The organism is Alkalispirillum mobile (assembly GCF_003664325.1).
Taxonomy (GTDB): domain Bacteria; phylum Pseudomonadota; class Gammaproteobacteria; order Nitrococcales; family Halorhodospiraceae; genus Alkalilimnicola; species Alkalilimnicola mobilis.
Map to the genome: position 1 here is coordinate 344,480 of NZ_RCDA01000001.1, position 17,318 is coordinate 361,797.

A 17,318-nucleotide genomic window follows, 5' to 3' on the forward strand; every position below is an offset into this window, starting at 1 on the left:
GCACTCCTTCAGTATGCCCGATTGGCTGAACAGGTCCGTACAGCACTCAGCCTAAAGAATAGACCCGTCGCCAACCTGCCATCCAGTGCCGCGGAACACAAGCGGATGACCGAGCGACCCGGCACGGTAGAATGGCGCCATGACTGACCACATCGTTACTGACACGGCCAGCAGCCCGCGCTGGCTCCTGCAGTGCCGCCACGGGTTCGGCAGTGACCTGGCCGCTGAACTGGCGGACTGGAGTGCTGGCACCGGCGTTGCCGGGTGGTCGCGGGTGGACAATGCGCAGGGTCGGGTAGATTTTCACAGCGCCGACGGTGAATGCCTCCCCCTGCCGCCCGCCTTCACCTTTGCGCGCCAGGCGTGGCCGGTGAGCGCCGCATGTACCGACCTGCCGGAGCGCGACCGGGTCGGTGCCTTGCTCGATGCGCTGCACGATTACCTGCCCTTGCACCTCTCCGCAGTCTGGATGGAGCATCCGGATACCAACGAAGGCAAGGCGCTGGGCCGGTTCTGCCGCAAGTTCCGGCCCCACCTGGAACGGGGCCTGCGCGCCCGGGGCGTGCGCCTGGACGTGCCCAGGGCGGCCCGGCTGATGCTGTGGTTCAGCGACTCCAGCCAGGTCGTCGCCGGGCTGCTACCAGCCGGGCACGGCCGACCGTGGCCCATGGGCATCCCGCGTTTGCGTCTGCCCCGCAGCGCCCCGAGCCGCTCCGCGCTCAAGCTGGAGGAGGCCCTTCTGACCTTGATGGCACCGGGTGAGCGCGACCAGTGGCTGCGCCCCGGCATGAGCGCCGTAGACCTGGGTGCCGCCCCAGGGGGCTGGACCTGGGTGCTACGGCAGGCCGGCCTGCACGTGCACGCCGTGGACAACGGCCCACTGGCGGAAAGCCTGGCTGCCGACCGGGCGGTACGTCACCACCGGCAGGACGGGTTTCGCTTCCGCCCGCCGCAGCCGGTGGACTGGTTGGTTTGCGATATGGTGGAAAAACCGCACCGGGTCGCCCGCCTGATGAGCGAATGGCTCGAGGACGGGATCTGCCGGCGTGCCCTGTTCAACCTGAAGCTGCCCATGAAACAGCGCTGGCAGTGCGTTGCTGAGTGCCGCGACCTGATGGAGGCCGGCCCGACGCCCCTGGCCTGGCGGGCTGCCCAGCTCTACCACGACCGGGAAGAGATCACGGTCCTGGCCTGCCCTGGCTGACCGCCAGGCAGGCAGTTAGACGGCGGCTTTCAGGCGCGTTATCATCAAGTGAACGTACATTCCCATGCGCGGCGCCCGCCGCCTTTATTAAAGTGAAATATCATGGACCTGCAGGAACTGCTTGAGACTTTCGAGCTCGTGGACCAATGGGACGAGCGTTACCGGATCCTGATCGATCTGGGGCGCAGCCTGCCGGAGTTCCCAGCCGAGGCCCGGACGGAGGACAACCGGGTGGAAGGCTGCACCAGCAACGTCTGGCTGATTCACGAAACCACCGACGATGAGCCGCCACGGCACATTTTCCGAGCCGACAGCGACGCCTTCATCGTCAAGGGGCTTATTGCCATCGTGTTGATGGCCTACTCGGGGCGCACGCAGGAGGAGATCAGTTCCACGAATATCCGGGATATCTTCTCCCAGCTCGGTCTGGAGCAGAACCTCAGCCCCAATCGGCGGGACGGCTTTTATGCCATGGTCGGGCGCATCCACGAGTTGTCCGGCGCCCAGACCCAGACCGCCTGACCCCACTTCATTCAATATCCACGCAATACGGTCAATGAAAACGGGAAAAGAAGACCGCCTCACCCTGTCCGATCTCAAGCGGCTCTCGCTGGACGAACTCAAGGCCCTCGCCAAGAAAGTGGACGCGGAGCTTGAGGCCCGGGCCTTTGCCGATAGCATGGAGGCCCAGGTGCGGCTCTTCATGCGCAGGCGCGACGGCTAGGCACACCACCTTGGGTCCGGCATCCCGGTGCAGGCCACACCCCATGCGAAGCGCAGTCGGATTCATCCTTTTCGTGCTGACGACCAGCCTGCTGCTGACGGGGTGTGAGGTGACGGGCGCCACTGCCCAGGAGGGCCAGGCCTTGGGGGGCGCCGAGGTGCGCGATGGCTACATCCGCACCGCCGATGGCGAGCACCTGCGGCTGCTCCGGCACGGGCCCGAGCAGACCGCAAAGGCGGTGGTACTTGCGCTGCACGGGCTGAACGACCGGGCCGAAGCCTTTGACAGCCTCGGGGCCACCCTGGCGGAAGAGGGTATCGCCCTCTACAGCTTCGATCAGCGGAGTTTCGGGGCCAGTCCGCGCCAGGGCCGCTGGCCCGGCGAGGACGCGCTGATCCAGGACGCCGTCGCAATACTGGAGGCACTGCGCCAGCGCTACCCCGGCCGCACCGTGCACCTGGCGGGTGAGAGCATGGGGGGCGCAGTGGCTATCCGGACGGCCGTGGAAGCACCAGAGGCCGCGGATTCCCTCATCCTGCTGGCCCCCGCGACCTGGGGGCGAGCCACACAGCCGTGGTACCAACGGCTGGCCCTCTGGGTAGGGGTACGTGTCATGCCGGGCCGGACTTTCACCGGCGAATCCCTCGGTGTGCGCCCCACCGACAATGACAAAGAGCTCCGGGTGCTGGGCCGGGACCCCCTGTTCATCAAGGAAACCCGCGTGGACACCCTCTACGGGCTGACCAACCTGATGGATCACGCCCTTGAGGAGGCCGCCCTGCTCGAGACGCCGACCCTTTTGCTGTACGGCGCCAACGACGAGATCATCCCGCCCCGGGCCATTTGCGCCCTGGTGCAACGGCTGCCCCCGCCGTTGGACTGGCACCTCGCTTGGTATCCTGACGGATGGCACATGCTGACCCGGGACCTGAACGGCAGTGTGGTCCGCCATGACATTGCGGCCTGGGCTGATTCACCGTCACCTCCCCTCCCCTCCGGACACCTGTACTCGGCCGACGACGCCGAATCCCTCGTCTGCGACCGCTAACTGTGCGGCGATTTGCCGCGGCTCAAGTTTGTCGGGTGCGACAACTTGACGCGCATATTCCGTTTTTGTTATATTCAAAAACGCTATCAGGTTATAAGAAAAACTAATATCTGAGCGAACCACTGAAGATTCCAGTACAGGCGCGTCGGGGCTTTCATGAGACACAAAATGTTTGCCGGGGTTGTTGCGCTAACAGCCGCCGCCCCCATGGTTACAAACGCATCCGCAGACATTGATATCTACGGTGCGGCGCACTTGTCGCTTGATCACCTCGACAACCGCAGCAACGGCAGCAACGGCAGCAGCCAGTTTCTCGCCACCAACCAATCCCGCCTGGGTCTGCGCGGTGGTCACGCCCTCTCCGATACCGCCCGAGTCATCTTCCAGTACGAAACCGAGGTCAATGTCACCGAGGGCGGTGACGCGCTGTTCGCGCGCAGTCGGACCAGCTATCTGGGCCTGACTGGCCCCCACGGGACTTTGCGCGCCGGCCACCTGGATGACCCGCTCAAGGCACTCACCGACCGCACCCAGCTGTTCACCGCCCGTCTGGGTGACCCCGGCAATCTCATCGCAGGCGCGGGCGTTACCTGGGAAGACGGTTTCGGTGCCGCCAATGCCCCCGTCCACCTCCGTCGGCACAGTAACGCGCTGGACTACACGACGCCGGAATGGAACGGACTCAGCGCCACCGTGATGGGGACGCCGGAACAAGGGGCCTCCCGTGATCAGACCGGCGCCTGGATGATTCGCTGGCAACAGCAGGCCTTTCAGTTGGCCGCCGGCTGCGTGCACGGGCGGGAAGGCAATTTCGCGGACGGGTCCCGCAGCCAGACAACCCGACAAGTGCTGGCCCAGTACCAACAGGGCGATCTCAACCTGGTCGGCATTTTCCAGGATCACCGCCGGCTGTCCGGACGTACTGACCGCGATGCCCGGGCCGGCTTGGTGGGCCTCGGCTACCAGGTCCTGCCTGTATTGGAACTGATGGGCCAGGTCGCACACCTCGACGATGACCGGGGCAGCGACTACGACTCCACCCTGTATAGCGTGGGTGTAGAGCACGCCATGAACCCTCGGGCCCGCGTTTACATCAATTACGCGCGGGTCAGCAACGGTGATCTGGCCGGCCGCAGCGTCGCTGGCCAGGCTCACGGCCCACCTCCCGGGCCCGGAAGCAGTCGCGCTGCCATGCTGGACGTGGCCGAGGGCGACAACCAGTGGGGCATTTCCACCGGTTTGGTCTATATATTTTAGCAATTCCGCATATGGAGGTCCGGCAGTTAAGGAGGGCTGTCCGGCAATCCTTTAAGGACAATCCAAAGACAGAGTCAGAAAGCGCCCCCAGGGCGTGGAGGAGACAATGAGCCACCGTAATATCAAAACGGACCGTGCCATCCGTAAAGCGCTGGACGAAGCCGGCATGAGCCGCCGCGATTTCCTGCGCTACTCCGGTGTGGGCGCCATTGGCGCCAGCGCCGTGATGGGCACCGGCGCCATGCTGCACACCGGCGAGGTGCAGGCCGTCGACACCAGCGCCCGCATCGTTATCGTCGGTTCCGGTGCCGCTGGTATTTCCTGTGCCAACCGCCTCAGCCGTCAGCTGCGCGGGGCCGATATCACTGTTATCGACCGTCGGGAGGAGCACTATTATCAGCCTGGCCTGACGCTGGTCGCCACCGGGGTCTGGGAGCGGGACAGAGTCGTCGACCGAAACGCCAACTTCCTCCCCTCGGGGGTGAACTGGATCCAGGCGATGGTCGAGGACTACGACCCGGACAACAACCGGGTGATCACCGACGAGGGCGAGTCCGTTGAGTACGACTACCTGCTGGTGACCACCGGTCTTCAGGTCAACTACGACGCCTACGAGGGGTACTCCCCCGACATGATCGGCAGCAACGGTATTGGCTGCGTGTATGACAACGCGGACCATGCGGCGCGCACCTGGGGGATGATCGACGAGTTTACCCGCACGGGCGGCAAGGGCCTGTTCATTCGCCCGCCCGGGGCAATCAAGTGCGCCGGTGCCCCGCTGAAGGTCACCATGCTCACCGAAGACCGTCTGAGCCGGCGCGGGACCCGCGACGACGCCCAATTGGAGTATTACGCACCCGGGCGCGGCCTCTTCTCTCAGCCGGACATCGACGAGTTCCTGAAGGACCACTTCCCGGAGCGGGGCATTAACCTCAACTGGGATACCACGGTCAAGGGCGTGGACGCCTCCGCCAAGCAGGTGGTCTTCGACACCCCGGACGGAGAGCACACCGAGGACTATGACTTCCTCCACCTGGTGCCCCCGATGAGCGCGCCTGATTCCCTGCGCCAGAGCCCGCTGGCCGCCGACGAGGACAGCGACTTTGCCGGCTGGCTGGAGGTAGATCGTCACACCATGCAGCATCAGCGCTACGAGAATGTGTTCGGTGCCGGTGACTGCGTGGGCACCCCGATCGCCAAGACGGCGGCCAGCGTGAAGGCCCAGGTGCCAGTGGCGGTCAACAATCTGCTGTCCCACATTCAGGGTCAGGAGATGACCGAGTCCTACGACGGGTACACCTCCTGCCCGCTGATCACGGGTATCGGCAAGGCGATCCTGGTGGAGTTCGACTACGACCTCGACATGGTGCCGTCCTTCCCCTTCATCAGCCCCTACGACGAGCACTGGGTGCCGTGGGTGATGAAGGACCGCCTGCTCCATGGCGCTTACAACGCGATGATGCGTGGGCGCGTCTAACAGCGGTCGGATAACGGACAAATCATTAGGAGGAATTGACTCATGGCATTCTCATTGATGGGCATCATCTCGGTCGTTCTGGAGGTATTCCGGGGCGCCATCCCTCTGCTGCTGGTCATCGCGGCGATTGATCTGGTCCTTTTGGGCCTGTTCTTTGCTAAAAAGGGCGGCCGTACGGTCCGCCTTGGCCTGCCGGTCAAGGCATCGATCGGTGTGGGCGTGGTCGTGGCGGTCCTCGCCTTCATCAGCCTGCCGTCGCTCACAAACTCCAGCTTCGCCATGCTGAGTGGCGCACTGGACTACCTGTCGCTGATTGGGTCCAGCATCGGTTTCGGTGTGCTGTTCGGGCTGCTGGTCCTGCCGCCGCTGCTGTTGTTCCTGGGGCTGAAGGAAGCAAACGCCAGCACCGCGGGCGCTGCCGCTGCCGTCGGCCAGACCTGAGCGCGCACCGGCAACGTGCAGCAATCTTCTGCCCCGGGGTGCTCACGCATCCCGGGGCGTTCTTCTGCTCCCTTCCCCGTTTTCTCTTGTACTTGGCCCTCCGACAGGCGATCATCGCCCCCACTGTCGTTTCCTGCCCGGACACCCGATGCTGTTTGATACTGCACCCGCCAACCAGGGCGAACACCGCTGTACGCTTGTAGCGAGTGACGGTACCCGCCTTGCTTACCAGATTCGGCCGACGAGCGGGCGCAGGTATGGTGTGCTGGTGGCGCTTCACGGGCTCGCCAGCAACATGAGTCGCTGGGCGGAGTTCACCAGCCAGACCCGACTCAGCCGGCATTGGGAGATTATCCGCCCCGATCTCCGGGGTCACGGGCACTCCATGGACTGGCGCCCGGCCAGCCTCGGGCGCTGGGCGGACGATCTGCTCGCACTCCTGGATACGGAAGGCCATCAGCGGGCCGTACTGGTGGGGCACTGCCTGGGGGCGGCGGTAGCCGCGGAATTCGCCCGCCGATACCCGGACCGTGTGGAAGCGCTGATCCTGGTGGAGCCGCTGCTCCCCGAGGCCCTCCCTGCCCGTTTGCAACGCTATTACCGGTGGAGCCACCTGCTCCGGCCGTTGCTGGCAGCGACCCATGCAGCCTACGCCATGGGCCTGCACCGCCGGACGTACGCCACCGTTGACCTGCAGGAGTTGGACCGGGCGGCCCGTGAGCAAATGGCGCAGGACGGCGCTGAAATCATCCAGAAGACGCACGGCAAACCCACCAACGACCTGCGACGCATGCCGTGGGCGGTTTACGTGGAGTCGTTACTGGCGACGGTGGCCCTATCCGGCGCGGCGCTGCGGGACATCCAGGCGCCCACCCTGGCCCTGCTCTCCAGTGGCTCGGAACTGGCAGACTGGACGGTTACCCGTCGTTACCTGCAGGCGATGCCCGATTGCGAGGTGCGGGTGCTGGATGCCCACCACTGGCTCCCCACGGAGCGCCCGGACGACCTGCGCATCCAGATCGAGGCCTTCTGCCACCAACTGGAGCGTTCGGCGGGTCGTGACGAGTCCGAAGGGCCCGCCCAACACGCTTAAGCACGCATCAACAGCCAGCTTCCACACTCCCGTAAAGGTCGTGCTCATCGGCCTCCTCGATCTGCACGGTGACGAGCTCGCCCGGCTTTCGGCCTGCAGCACCACGGAGTTGAATGACGCCGTCCACCTCCGGCGCCTCGAGGGCAGACCGGCCCACGGCGGCATCCCCCTCCACCGCGTCCAGAAGCACCGTGCAGGTCGTGCCGACGCGGCGCGCCAAGCGGCGGGCGCTGATTTCTGACTGCAATGCCATCAGGCGCGCCTGCCGCTCTTCGGCGATGCTCACCGGCACCGGGTCACCCAGCGAATTGGCGGGAGCGCCCTCCACCGGTGAGTAGGTGAAGCAGCCCACCCGGTCCAGCTCCGCTGCCTCCAGGAAGTCGAGCAACTGCTGAAAGTCGTCCTCAGTCTCGCCGGGAAACCCGACGATGAAGGTGGAGCGCAGCGTCAAATCCGGGCACGCCGCCCGCCACCGCTGGATACGCCCGAGCACTGCCTCACCCCCGGCCGGGCGTTTCATCGCCTTCAGGATCCGGGGGCTGGCGTGCTGCAGTGGCATGTCCAGGTAAGGCGTAATCTTCCCATCCGCCATGAGCGGGATGAGTTCATCCACGTGCGGGTAGGGGTAGACGTAGTGCAGGCGCACCCAGGCACCCAGCTCGGACAGGGCCTCAGCCAGTTCGGTCATGCGGGTGCGGCGGGTCTGTCCGCGCCACGTTGCCTCCGCGTAGCGGGTGTCCACGCCGTAAGCGGAGGTGTCCTGGGAGATCACCAACAGCTCCCGCACCCCGTCGTTAACCAGCCGCTCGGCTTCGGCCAGCACCTGGTCCACCGGCCGGCTGGCCAGCTTGCCCCGGAGCTGCGGGATGATGCAGAAGGTACAGCTGTGGTTGCACCCCTCGGAGATTTTCAAATAGGCGTAGTGCCGGGGCGTGAGCTTGATCCCGCTGGCGGGCAGCAAACCGGTGAAGGCATCCCGGGCCGGTGGCGGACACTGGGCGTGGACCGCCGACATCACCGCCTCGTAGTCCTGCGGGCCGGTAATGGCCAGCACGTCCGGATGCGCCTCGCGGATCAGGTCACCCTTCCGGCCCAGGCAACCGGTGACCACCACCTTGCCATTCTCATCCAGTGCCTCACCGATGGCCTCAAGGGATTCCTCCTGCGCCGCTTCGATAAAGGCACAGGTGTTGACCACCACCACGTCGGCCTCTTGATAACCGCCGACGATCTCATACCCCTCCACCCGGAGCTGGGTAAGGATACGCTCGGAGTCGACCAGCGCCTTGGGGCAGCCCAGGCTGACAAAGCCGACGCGGGGGGCAACGTTGGAAACAACTGCGGACATGGTGGTGTGACCTGAATGGGGATTGACGGGCGGGCGCCCAGAACGGTGTTACCGGGAAGGAGATGGTAATCGGTCCGTGGGGAAGCCGCAAACCGGAATATAGGGCTGCCCGCCAGGCGTGGGCGGGCAGCACGCGCGAGGATCAGAAGCGGTAGCCGATGCCCAGGTGGAAGGCCTGCGCCTGCGGATCAACCTCGATATCTTCTTGATTCGTGTAGCTCAGGTCCTCGGAGCTGTAGATGGTCTGGGTGTACTCCAGCCGGAAAAAGACGTTGTCCTCGGTGGCAAACTCCACCCCCGCACCGAAACGGAAACCATCAAGGTCCTCGTCATCGGTGGATCCGGCAAAGTCCACTTCAATATTCGTGCGCTGCCAGCCCGCCAGCCCGTAGAGCAGCACGTTCTCGCTCACCACGCGCCCCAGCCGCGCATCGATGCCGTAGCTCTCATCGACGTCCAGGTCGTCGTCGTCGAAGCTGCCATCTGCATTATTGACCATGTAGTTGGCCTGAAAACCGAAGTACCAGCCGTCGTTGACGGTCCCGGTGCCCAGGATCAGGCCGCTGCTGACGCCGCTGGCGGACAGACCATCGAGATCGACGCCGCCGTCCTGCTCCAGCTGGTTGTCATAACTGGCCCAGCCAATCTGGCCCCCCAGGTAGACGCCATGGAACGTGTTGTTCGCCATTGCCACGGACGGGCCGGCCAGCAGGGCGGCAGCTGCGGTGGCAGCGCACAGTCCATTCCTCAGATTCACTTGCTTCATCAGTCACTCCTTGTCAGCTATCGTCTGGCACACTGTCCGGGGCCGGCGGCGCCTGGCCCTGGCGGCGCATAGCAGTGTCGCACGTAAACCACGCGCCTGAAACGCTTGGGCCGTGGACAATACTATAGCCCCGGATAATACAGCCGTTCCCTCTGGTTGCCCATATGTCGCAAAGAAACCACAAACGGGTACTCATCGTCGGCCAGGGCCTTGCCGGCAGCCTGCTTGCCCTCCGGCTGCTGGCCCTGGGCCTCCGACCGGTCGTGGTTGAGGATGACCGCGCGGGGGCGGCCAGCCGTACCGCTGCCGGTATCACCAGCCCGGTCACCGGGCCGCGCCTGGCCCGTATCCCCCTGGCGGACCGAATCCTGCCGGAAAACGCCCGTCTGATCCGCGAGCTGGAGGCGCAACTGGCACGGCGGATCTTTCACCCCCTGCCCATCGCCCGGCTCTTCAATAGCGCGAAAGAGCGGGCGCGCTGGGCGGAGCGTCGCGAGCGGCCGGGGTTCAGCGCCCTGCTCGGCCCTGCCTTCAATGCCGGCGAGGTGCCTGGCGTGTACGGCGACCCGCTCGGTGGGTTTCAACTGCAGCAGGGGGGCTGGTGGGACCTGCCGGGGTTGCTGGACGCAACCCGCGACCGGCTTGAGGCCGAGGGGCTGCTGCACCGGACCACCGTGGCTCACGCGGACTTTCAGCCCCGCGGCAACAGGGCCCGGTGGTCGGGGGCTGACTGGGATGCCGTGGTGTTCTGCGAGGGGCACCGGGCGCTCGAGAACCGCTGGTTTGCCGACCTGCCCTTCCGCTACGCCCGTGGCGAGGTGCTCACCCTGCGCTCGGCCCGCCCCCTGCCGCAGACGATCATTGCCGGTGGCAAGGGCGTGCTGCCCCTGGACAGTCATACGCTCCGGGTGGGCGCCACCTTCCACCGCGCCGACCGCGACACGGCCCTTCGGGCCGGTGACGACGGCACATTGCTGGCGGCGGCCGCAGAGCATCTGGGCCATGACGAATTCGAGGTGTTGGACCGCCGTGTGGGCGTGCGTTGCGGCTCCCGGCACAATGTCCCGTTCTTGGGTTGCCACCCCCGGGAAACCGCGCTTTATATCTTCAATGGCCTGGGCTCCAAGGGCACACTGCAAGCGCCCTGGTACGCCGACCAGCTTGCCCGCCACCTGGCGGCGGACACACCCCTGCCGCCAGAGGCGGCCCCGCCGTTAGCGGAGCGCCGGCCAACGCCGATTACCAGGGCACATCCCGACCATCCCAGGCGATGAACCGACCGGAGTCCTCCGGCGCCAGGTCATCGATGATCGCCAATAGCTGCCGAACGGTCCGCTCCACCGGGAACAGTTTGTCCTCTGGCACCCGCGCCTGGAACGGCTCCGACAGGCCGGTGTCGGTGGTGCCGGGGTGCAACGCCACGGCGGTCACCCGGGGCGCACGCCGGCGCCACTCGATGGCGAGCGTGCGCAGGTACTGGTTCAAGGCCGCCTTGCTGGCCCGGTAGGCGTACCAGCCGCCCAGCCGGTTATCACCGATGCTGCCCACGCGGGCGGAGACGCAGGCGAATACCGCCGGCTCGTCATGGCAGAGCAACCGATCGAAAGCGCGGGCTACCAGGAGCGGCCCATGGGCGTTGACCGCGAACACCGCTTGCAGGGCCTCCAGGCTCACGTCTTTAAGGTGCTTTTCAGGCCAGACCCCCGCCTCGCGCTGATGGAGCATGCCACTGGCGTTCACCACCCGGTGCAACCGGTCCGTCTGCTCCGCCACCGCACCAGCCGCCTGCTCAATAGTTGCAGGCTCGGTGACATCCAGGCGGTGGAGGAACAGGCGGCCCGGGTGCGCCTGCTGGAGTGCCTGCAGGGCCTCCGCGGCCTGCGGCGCCCGGCAGGTTGCATGCAGTTGCGCCACCTCGGCCCGCTCCAGCAGCGCCCGGACAAAACCCAGCCCGATCCCGCGACTGGCGCCCTGGACCAGGACCCGCTGCCCATTCGTCCGCGTGTTCACGATTGTCCCGCACCCTCAGACGCCGGATCGGGCAGGTAAAGAAATTGCGCCCGGTAATGGCGCAACTCGGCCACGGACTCCCGGATATCGTCCATCGCCTGGTGGGTGGCCTGCTTGCTGAACCCGTGCAGCACCTCCGGGTGCCAGCGATTCGCCAGCAGCTTCAGGGTGCTGACGTCCAGGTTCCGGTAGTGGAAAAACGCCTCCAGGCGGGGCATGTAGCGGTAGAGAAACCGACGGTCTTGGCAGATGCTGTTACCGCACATCGGCGACGCCCGGTCCGGGACCCACTGGCGCAGAAAGGCGAGGGTCTCCTCCTCCGCGTCGGCCTCCGCCAGGCCGCTGTTTCGGACGCGCTCGATAAGGCCCGACTCGCCGTGGGTCCGGGTGTTCCACTCATCCATCCCGGCCAATGTCTCTTCGGATTGGTGAATGGCCAGCACCGGCCCTTCCGCTAATGTATTCAGTTCGTTATCCGTCACCAGCGTGGCGATCTCGATGATCCGGTCCCCGTCGGGGTCCAGTCCGGTCATCTCCAGGTCCAGCCAGATGAGGTTCTGCTCAGAAAAACCCATGTTTACTCCCCTGCTTGTTCCGGCTGCCAGTGTAACGAATCCAGGGCCATGCGCGCGCCTGCAGCGCGCCCGGCACCGTGGCACAATCCGACAACACCGGAGAGCAGCCTAAGCGGAATCACACCATGACGGAGGCGAGACAGCAGTGAGCGAGGGGGCACCGAGGACGGGCCGGGTGGTCAGCCACCACGGCAGAGAAAGCCTGGTCGAGGACGGCGGCGGGCGGCTCTACCGCTGCCTGTGCCTGCGGCGCGTGGGCCGCCCGCTCTGCGGGGACCGGGTGGACTGGCACCCGGAGTCGGACGAGACCGGCGTCATCGATCGCATTCACCCCCGGCACGGCGTGATCGCGCGAACGGCCTATAACGGCCGGGTGCAGGCTATCGCCGCTAACGTGGACCGCATGGTGGTGGTCTCGGCCCTGGAGCCCGCACCGGACCCGGACCTGATCAATCGCTACCTGGTGCTCGCGCATTACCTGGGCATCGAACCCCTACTCTGGCTGAACAAGACGGACCTGGCACCGGCGCGCGCCGAGGAATGGCTCAGCACCCTGTTCGACGGGCATCGACGGCGTGGGGTCACCGTGCTGGCCGGCAGTCCGTACCAGGGCGACGGCATGCCCGCGCTCCGGGCGCGGCTGCAGTCCGGTACCAGCGTGCTGGTGGGGCTGTCCGGGGTGGGCAAATCGTCACTGATCAAGGCCCTGCTCCCCGATCGCGAACTGCGCATCGGTGAGCTTTCCGCCCATAGCGGCCTGGGGCGCCACACCACCACCGAGACCACCCTGTATCACCTGCCGGAGGGGGGCGATCTGATCGACTCGCCCGGCATACGGGCGCTGCGCCTGGGCAACATCCCGCGCGCTGCGCTGCAACCTGCCTTCCCGGAGATCGACGAAGCGGCCGACAGCTGTCGCTTCCACAACTGCCAACACCGCAAGGAGCCCGGGTGTGCCGTGCGCGCGGCCGTTGAGGAGGGGGCGATCGCGCCCGACCGGCTGGCCACCCTGCACCAACTGCTGGCGGAATCCCCGGGTTGAGGCCGGTGCTTACAGGTCTTCCGGCGCGACGGCCTCGGGCTGGCGCAAAGCCTGGTCGGCCTCCCGGGTGAGCAGGATGATGCTGATCCGGCGATTGATCGCGTCCAGTGGGTCATCCTCGTCGAACGGCTGCGTTTCCGCCAGCCCCACCACCTGGGACACGCGGTAGGGCTGGATTCCATCCGCGGTAAGCGCCCGGCGCGCCGCGTTGGCCCGGTCCGAGGAAAGCTCCCAGTTGCTGTAGTCGCGTCGCCCGATAAAGGGCCGGGCGTCGGTATGGCCGGAGATCCGCAACGCGTTTGGGACCTCTTCGAGCACCTCGGTGAGGCCGCTGATGATCTCCCGCGCGTAACTGCGCAATTCGGCGCTGCCAAGGTCGAACATCGGCCGGTTTTCCGCATCCACCAGCTGGATCCGCAGGCCATCCGGGGTCATGTCCATGATGATCTGGTCCCGGTACTCGGCCAACGCCTCCTGCTCGGCCACCTTGTCCTCCAGTTGCTGGAGCAGGTCACGCATCTCCCCTTCGCTGATCCAGGCCCCGTCCTGCCGGGCCTGATCCATGGGGGTAGGGCTTTCCCCGAGGTCCAAAGGCGTGGGTGAGCCGCCCTCCAGGTCGATCATGGAGGGCGCCGATTCCGCCCCCTCGTCGTCAACCAACGTGGGGTTGCGGAAGTAGTCCGCCACTGCAGCCCGCTGGGGGTCGTCCATAGCGGTAACGATCCACAACACCAGGAACATGGCAAACATCGCCGTCATGAAGTCGGCGAAGGCCACCTTCCACGAGCCCCCATGGTGGCCGCCGACCACCTTCTTGACCCGCTTGACGACGATCGGCCGGGTCCGGTTGTCCTCAAAGCCCGCCATCGGCCTAGGTGCTCTCCCCCTTCACGTGGTTCTCGAGCTCCTCGAAGCTGGGCCGCTCCGCCTCGTACATCGCCTTGCGCCCGAACTCCACTGCCACCACCGGCTTGTAACCGTTGAGGATGGCCATGATGGTCACCTTGATGACCTCAAGGTACTTGGCCTTCTCCCGGGCACGGTGTTCCATGGCCACGCCCAGGGGCCCAACGATGGAATAGCCGGCCAGGATACCGATGAAGGTACCGATCAGCGCCGCCGCCACCAGGGAGCCGATCTGCTGCACCGGCCCGTCGATCTCGCCCATGGCAATGACGATGCCGAGCAGCGCAGCGATGATACCGAACCCCGGCAGGGCGTCCGCCACGCGGTTCACCGCGTGCGCCGGCAGCTCCGCCTCCTCGTGGTGCGTCTCCAACTCCACATCCATCAGGTTTTCCAGCTCGAAGGGGTTCATGTTGCCCCCCACCATCAGGCGCAGGTAGTCACACAGGAAGTGCAGCGCGTCAGGATCCTTCAGCACGGAGGGGTATCTCTGGAAAAGCTCGCTCTCGTGGGGTGCGTCCACGTCCTGCTCGATGGAGAGCAGGCCGTCCCGCTGGGTCTTCTGGAACACCTCGTAGAGCAGGGCCAGCAGGTCCATGTAGTGCTGCTTTCGGTACGGCGGCCCACCCATGATCTTCGGCACGCTGCTCACAACGTGCTTAATCACCTTCATCGGGTTGGCGATGAGGAAGGCCCCACCCGCCGCCCCGAAGATAATCAGCACTTCAAAGGGTTGCCAGAGTACCGCCAGATTGCCCCCGTGGGCGGTATAACCGACCATGACGGAGACGAGAACGATGATGATGCCGAGAATTAGCTTCATGGGTTCGGGGCCGTCCCGTCCGTTTACCTGATTCTGCCGCGCATGTGTGGCGCGCCAGTATATACTAGCGGCCAATCCGCCCCAATTATTAGGGATAATGACGGGAGCGCCGCCGAATGAGCATGACCACACCGAACCGACTGCTGGACTGGGTGGAGCGCCTCGACGGCGAGGTCCTGCCCCGCCACCCTGCCCTGGCCCCGGACTTCGGTGCCACCAGCGCCCAGCTCACCTGGCAGTTGCAACAGGACCCGGCAGCGGTACTGGGCCTGCTACGGCGGGCGAGCAGCGTGCGCCACCGGCACCTGGATTCCCGCCTTGAGGGTACGGAGGAGGCGCTGATCATGCTGGGCCGAAACGGCATTGAGGCCAGCTGGTCCGAATTGCCCCGGGGGGACGAACTGCTCTCCGGCCCCGCGCTGGAGCGTTACTTCCGCTGCCACGCCAGGGCCGTGCACGCCGCCCGTCAGGCCCAGGAATGGGTGCGGCAGCGCCACGACCTGCGCCCCAGTGAAGTGGCGGACGCGACCCTGCTGAGGCATGTCGGGGAGTTGATGTTGCGTGCGCACGCGCCCCAGACCATGGCGGAGGTGGATGCCCTCGCCGCCGATCCACGGCTGGATGCCGAGGCGGAGACTGCAGTGCTCGGTTTCACCCTGCAGGACCTGGCGGTCAGCCTGGGCAACCGGTGGCGACTGCCCCATCTGGCGCTGGAGGATCTCAGCGGCGTGCGCCCGTTATCGCAACGCACTCAGGCGCTTTCCCTCGCGCTGCGCCTGGCGCGAGTGGCAGAAACCGAACTGGCCTCGGCGCAGCTGCCGGCCATGTTCGACGCCCTGGATGCTTACCTGGGTGGCGAACCCGGGCACGCCCGCGCCACGACCCTGGAGACCGCGCGCACCATTCACGCACAGACGCCGGACCCGGTGGGCTGGAGCCCGACCCTGGGGCTGGATGACCGCCCTACTGCACCACCGGGTACCCCCGGGTTTTGCCTGGCACCCCGCCCGGATATCCGCGCGCGGGTGGAGGACGAACTCCGAAACAGCGAATTTGACCGGGCCCGGCTGGAGCTGCTCACCCGTCACCGACTGGATAACCGCGAAGCCGTGATGATCAGTCTCATCCTTACGGGACTGCACGACGGCTTGGGGTTGAACCGCACACTCTTTCTCCGCCCCTCCCGGACGGGCGGCGAGTTGCAGCTCTATCTGCAGCGAGGGGCGCTCGGCGACCCCCGACTCCATGAATTGACCGTGTCGACGGCGGCCTCGCCGCTGCTCCGGGAGATCACCGCAAACCCGCCCGCCTATCGCATCTGCCAGGCGGAACGGGCGGAGGATCGCCTACCGGGGGCGCTGCAGACCTTCAATGGGGGCCAGCCCTGCCTGTTGGCTGCCATCCCGGTCCATGGGCGCCTCGCCGGCGTGATATACGCGGACCGACACTTTCCCGATTGCCGGCTGACCGCGGCGGTCGCCCGGGAATTCCGCCGGATCTGTGAGTTGGGCTCCCAGCGCCTGCAGGCGCTCGCCGAAGAGAAGCACCACCTCAGTTGACACGACCGCGCCCGCGCGGCCATGCGCATCCAGTTGGCGAGGCGGTGGCTTCAGCCCGGAGGCCACTTGAGCTTGCGCCCGCCCACCACGTGCAAGTGCAGATGGAACACCTCCTGACCCGCATCCGCATTGCAATTCATCACCGTGCGGTACCCCTTCTCCGCCACGCCCTCCTGCCGGGCCACGTGCGCGGCCGCCCGGTAGAGCTGGCCAATGAGGGCTTCGTCCTCGATCTGGATATCGTTGACCGTGGCGATATGCTTTTTCGGTATTACCAGCACGTGCAGCGGCGCCTGCGGATTGATATCCCGGAAGGCCAGGACGTCGTCGGTTTCATGGACCACATCCGGTTTCAGCTCGCCCGATACCATGCGGCAGAAAAGGCAGTCGCTCATATTCAGCTCCTGAATCCAGGTCGTTCGGCGCGCCGGGTTCGTCGGGCTCAATCGTAATCCCGACGGCCGGCGAAGGCGTGGGACAGCGTGCCGCTGTCCACGTACTCCAGTTCACCACCCATAGGCACACCATGGGCAATGCGGGTGGTGCGTACGCCGTGCTCGTGCGCCAGTTCCGCGATGTAGTGGGAGGTGGCCTCACCCTCGACAGTGGGGCTGGTGGCGAGGATCACCTCCTGGACCTCGCCCCCGGCCAGCCGCTCCTCAAGAAGGTCCAGCCCCAGCGCCTCGGGGCCGACGCCATCCAGCGGAGAAAGACGCCCCATCAGCACAAAATAAAGCCCGCGGTAGCCGGTAGCCTGCTCCAATGCAAAGACATCCGCCGGGCCCTCCACAATGCAGAGCAACCCGCGATCACGTTTGTCGCTGCTGCAAAGGCCGCAAACCGGCTCCTCGGTGAGGACGCGGCATTGCCGGCACTGCCCCACCTGGTCCACCGCGTCACGGATGGCACCGGCCAAGCGGCGCCCCCCGTCCCTTTCCCGCTGCAACAGGTGGAAGGCCATGCGCTGTGCCGAGCGCGGCCCCACGCCGGGTAGGCAGCGCAGGCTCTCGATGAGCTGGTCGATCAGCGGCGAGTAGCGCATCGC

General features: G+C 66.0%; 19 protein-coding genes. 11 read left to right on the forward strand and 8 right to left on the reverse strand.

The annotated features are described in order from the left end of the window. Positions 1-139: 139 nt before the first annotated feature. The 8 genes from rlmM (at position 140) to DFR31_RS01735 (ending at position 7,244) form a co-directional block, all read left to right on the forward strand. The gene (rlmM, locus tag DFR31_RS01705; RefSeq protein ID WP_121440934.1) at positions 140-1,204 is read left to right on the forward strand and encodes a 23S rRNA (cytidine(2498)-2'-O)-methyltransferase RlmM; all 1,065 of its coding nucleotides are present in this window, start codon (positions 140-142) and stop codon (positions 1,202-1,204) included. A gap of 102 nt (positions 1,205-1,306) precedes the next feature. Beyond that, complete coding sequence (locus DFR31_RS01710) at positions 1,307-1,726, forward strand: SufE family protein (protein WP_121440935.1); 420 nt, start codon at positions 1,307-1,309, stop codon at positions 1,724-1,726. A gap of 34 nt (positions 1,727-1,760) precedes the next feature. Next, positions 1,761-1,928: a hypothetical protein gene (locus DFR31_RS13830; RefSeq protein ID WP_170153562.1), complete on the forward strand. Its 168-nt coding sequence runs from the start codon at positions 1,761-1,763 to the stop codon at positions 1,926-1,928. A 43-nt stretch (positions 1,929-1,971) separates the two neighbouring features. Next, complete coding sequence (locus DFR31_RS01715) at positions 1,972-2,976, forward strand: alpha/beta hydrolase (protein ID WP_121440936.1); 1,005 nt, start codon at positions 1,972-1,974, stop codon at positions 2,974-2,976. A gap of 168 nt (positions 2,977-3,144) precedes the next feature. Beyond that, on the forward strand, positions 3,145-4,233 hold the full coding sequence (locus tag DFR31_RS01720) for a porin (protein ID WP_281273353.1): 1,089 nt from the start codon (positions 3,145-3,147) through the stop codon (positions 4,231-4,233). Positions 4,234-4,339: 106 nt separating this feature from the next. Then, a complete protein-coding gene (locus DFR31_RS01725) occupies positions 4,340-5,710 on the forward strand; it encodes an NAD(P)/FAD-dependent oxidoreductase (RefSeq protein WP_121440938.1) in 1,371 nt (456 codons plus the stop codon). Positions 5,711-5,752: 42 nt separating this feature from the next. Continuing rightward, positions 5,753-6,151 (forward strand): hypothetical protein, encoded by a 399-nt coding sequence (locus DFR31_RS01730; RefSeq protein ID WP_121440939.1) that lies wholly within the window; start codon positions 5,753-5,755, stop codon positions 6,149-6,151. A 268-nt stretch (positions 6,152-6,419) separates the two neighbouring features. Next, positions 6,420-7,244, forward strand: a complete 825-nt coding sequence (locus DFR31_RS01735; protein ID WP_211328218.1) for an alpha/beta fold hydrolase — start codon at positions 6,420-6,422, stop codon at positions 7,242-7,244. Positions 7,245-7,251: 7 nt separating this feature from the next. On the opposite strand, the gene rimO is transcribed toward DFR31_RS01735, so the two are convergent. Then, positions 7,252-8,592: a 30S ribosomal protein S12 methylthiotransferase RimO gene (gene rimO, locus DFR31_RS01740; protein ID WP_121440941.1), complete on the reverse strand. Its 1,341-nt coding sequence runs from the start codon at positions 8,590-8,592 to the stop codon at positions 7,252-7,254. A 142-nt stretch (positions 8,593-8,734) separates the two neighbouring features. Next, a complete protein-coding gene (locus DFR31_RS01745) occupies positions 8,735-9,358 on the reverse strand; it encodes an outer membrane protein (RefSeq protein ID WP_121440942.1) in 624 nt (207 codons plus the stop codon). A 164-nt stretch (positions 9,359-9,522) separates the two neighbouring features. Between DFR31_RS01745 and DFR31_RS01750 the strand changes: the two genes are divergently transcribed. After that, complete coding sequence (locus DFR31_RS01750) at positions 9,523-10,632, forward strand: NAD(P)/FAD-dependent oxidoreductase (RefSeq protein WP_121440943.1); 1,110 nt, start codon at positions 9,523-9,525, stop codon at positions 10,630-10,632. Here DFR31_RS01750 and DFR31_RS01755 read toward each other — a convergent pair. Further along, entirely contained in the window at positions 10,598-11,368 is a 771-nt protein-coding gene (locus DFR31_RS01755) for an SDR family NAD(P)-dependent oxidoreductase (RefSeq protein WP_121440944.1), read from the reverse strand. The two genes, DFR31_RS01750 and DFR31_RS01755, sit on opposite strands and share 35 nt — an antisense overlap. Beyond that, a complete protein-coding gene (gene orn / locus DFR31_RS01760) occupies positions 11,365-11,943 on the reverse strand; it encodes an oligoribonuclease (RefSeq protein WP_121440945.1) in 579 nt (192 codons plus the stop codon). The genes DFR31_RS01755 and orn overlap by 4 nt, the downstream gene beginning before the upstream one ends. A gap of 145 nt (positions 11,944-12,088) precedes the next feature. On the opposite strand from orn, the gene rsgA reads away from it, so the two are divergent. Then, positions 12,089-12,985 (forward strand): ribosome small subunit-dependent GTPase A, encoded by an 897-nt coding sequence (gene rsgA, locus DFR31_RS01765; protein ID WP_121440946.1) that lies wholly within the window; start codon positions 12,089-12,091, stop codon positions 12,983-12,985. A 9-nt stretch (positions 12,986-12,994) separates the two neighbouring features. On the opposite strand, the gene motB is transcribed toward rsgA, so the two are convergent. Further along, complete coding sequence (gene motB, locus DFR31_RS01770) at positions 12,995-13,852, reverse strand: flagellar motor protein MotB (protein WP_121440947.1); 858 nt, start codon at positions 13,850-13,852, stop codon at positions 12,995-12,997. Positions 13,853-13,856: 4 nt separating this feature from the next. Continuing rightward, positions 13,857-14,714, reverse strand: a complete 858-nt coding sequence (motA, locus tag DFR31_RS01775) for a flagellar motor stator protein MotA (RefSeq protein ID WP_121440948.1) — start codon at positions 14,712-14,714, stop codon at positions 13,857-13,859. A gap of 116 nt (positions 14,715-14,830) precedes the next feature. On the opposite strand from motA, the gene DFR31_RS01780 reads away from it, so the two are divergent. Next, positions 14,831-16,273, forward strand: coding sequence for an HDOD domain-containing protein (locus DFR31_RS01780; RefSeq protein WP_121440949.1), 1,443 nt, complete (start codon positions 14,831-14,833; stop codon positions 16,271-16,273). Between the two features lie 50 nt (positions 16,274-16,323). Here DFR31_RS01780 and DFR31_RS01785 read toward each other — a convergent pair whose 3' ends face one another. Together DFR31_RS01785 and recR are read right to left on the reverse strand one after the other, a co-directional pair. After that, complete coding sequence (locus DFR31_RS01785; RefSeq protein WP_121440950.1) at positions 16,324-16,668, reverse strand: histidine triad nucleotide-binding protein; 345 nt, start codon at positions 16,666-16,668, stop codon at positions 16,324-16,326. A 47-nt stretch (positions 16,669-16,715) separates the two neighbouring features. Further along, positions 16,716-17,315 carry a recombination mediator RecR gene (gene recR, locus DFR31_RS01790; RefSeq protein WP_121440951.1) on the reverse strand — a complete coding sequence of 200 codons (600 nt, stop codon included), beginning with the start codon at positions 17,313-17,315 and terminating at the stop codon, positions 16,716-16,718. Positions 17,316-17,318: the final 3 nt, after the last annotated feature.

Excerpts from the sequence above, each read along its gene's own strand:
- motA (WP_121440948.1), bottom strand. The coding sequence starts at position 14,714 with ATGAAGCTAATTCTCGGCATCATCATCGTTCTCGTCTCCGTCATGGTC.
- recR (WP_121440951.1), bottom strand. The coding sequence starts at position 17,315 with ATGCGCTACTCGCCGCTGATCGACCAGCTCATCGAGAGCCTGCGCTGC.
- motB (WP_121440947.1), bottom strand. The coding sequence starts at position 13,852 with ATGGCGGGCTTTGAGGACAACCGGACCCGGCCGATCGTCGTCAAGCGG.
- DFR31_RS01750 (WP_121440943.1), top strand. The coding sequence starts at position 9,523 with ATGTCGCAAAGAAACCACAAACGGGTACTCATCGTCGGCCAGGGCCTT.
- DFR31_RS01720 (WP_281273353.1), top strand. The coding sequence starts at position 3,145 with ATGTTTGCCGGGGTTGTTGCGCTAACAGCCGCCGCCCCCATGGTTACA.
- DFR31_RS13830 (WP_170153562.1), top strand. The coding sequence starts at position 1,761 with ATGAAAACGGGAAAAGAAGACCGCCTCACCCTGTCCGATCTCAAGCGG.
- DFR31_RS01785 (WP_121440950.1), bottom strand. The coding sequence starts at position 16,668 with ATGAGCGACTGCCTTTTCTGCCGCATGGTATCGGGCGAGCTGAAACCG.
- DFR31_RS01725 (WP_121440938.1), top strand. The coding sequence starts at position 4,340 with ATGAGCCACCGTAATATCAAAACGGACCGTGCCATCCGTAAAGCGCTG.
- orn (WP_121440945.1), bottom strand. The coding sequence starts at position 11,943 with ATGGGTTTTTCTGAGCAGAACCTCATCTGGCTGGACCTGGAGATGACC.
- DFR31_RS01715 (WP_121440936.1), top strand. The coding sequence starts at position 1,972 with ATGCGAAGCGCAGTCGGATTCATCCTTTTCGTGCTGACGACCAGCCTG.
- DFR31_RS01710 (WP_121440935.1), top strand. The coding sequence starts at position 1,307 with ATGGACCTGCAGGAACTGCTTGAGACTTTCGAGCTCGTGGACCAATGG.
- DFR31_RS01730 (WP_121440939.1), top strand. The coding sequence starts at position 5,753 with ATGGCATTCTCATTGATGGGCATCATCTCGGTCGTTCTGGAGGTATTC.
- rimO (WP_121440941.1), bottom strand. The coding sequence starts at position 8,592 with ATGTCCGCAGTTGTTTCCAACGTTGCCCCCCGCGTCGGCTTTGTCAGC.
- DFR31_RS01745 (WP_121440942.1), bottom strand. The coding sequence starts at position 9,358 with ATGAAGCAAGTGAATCTGAGGAATGGACTGTGCGCTGCCACCGCAGCT.
- DFR31_RS01780 (WP_121440949.1), top strand. The coding sequence starts at position 14,831 with ATGAGCATGACCACACCGAACCGACTGCTGGACTGGGTGGAGCGCCTC.
- rlmM (WP_121440934.1), top strand. The coding sequence starts at position 140 with ATGACTGACCACATCGTTACTGACACGGCCAGCAGCCCGCGCTGGCTC.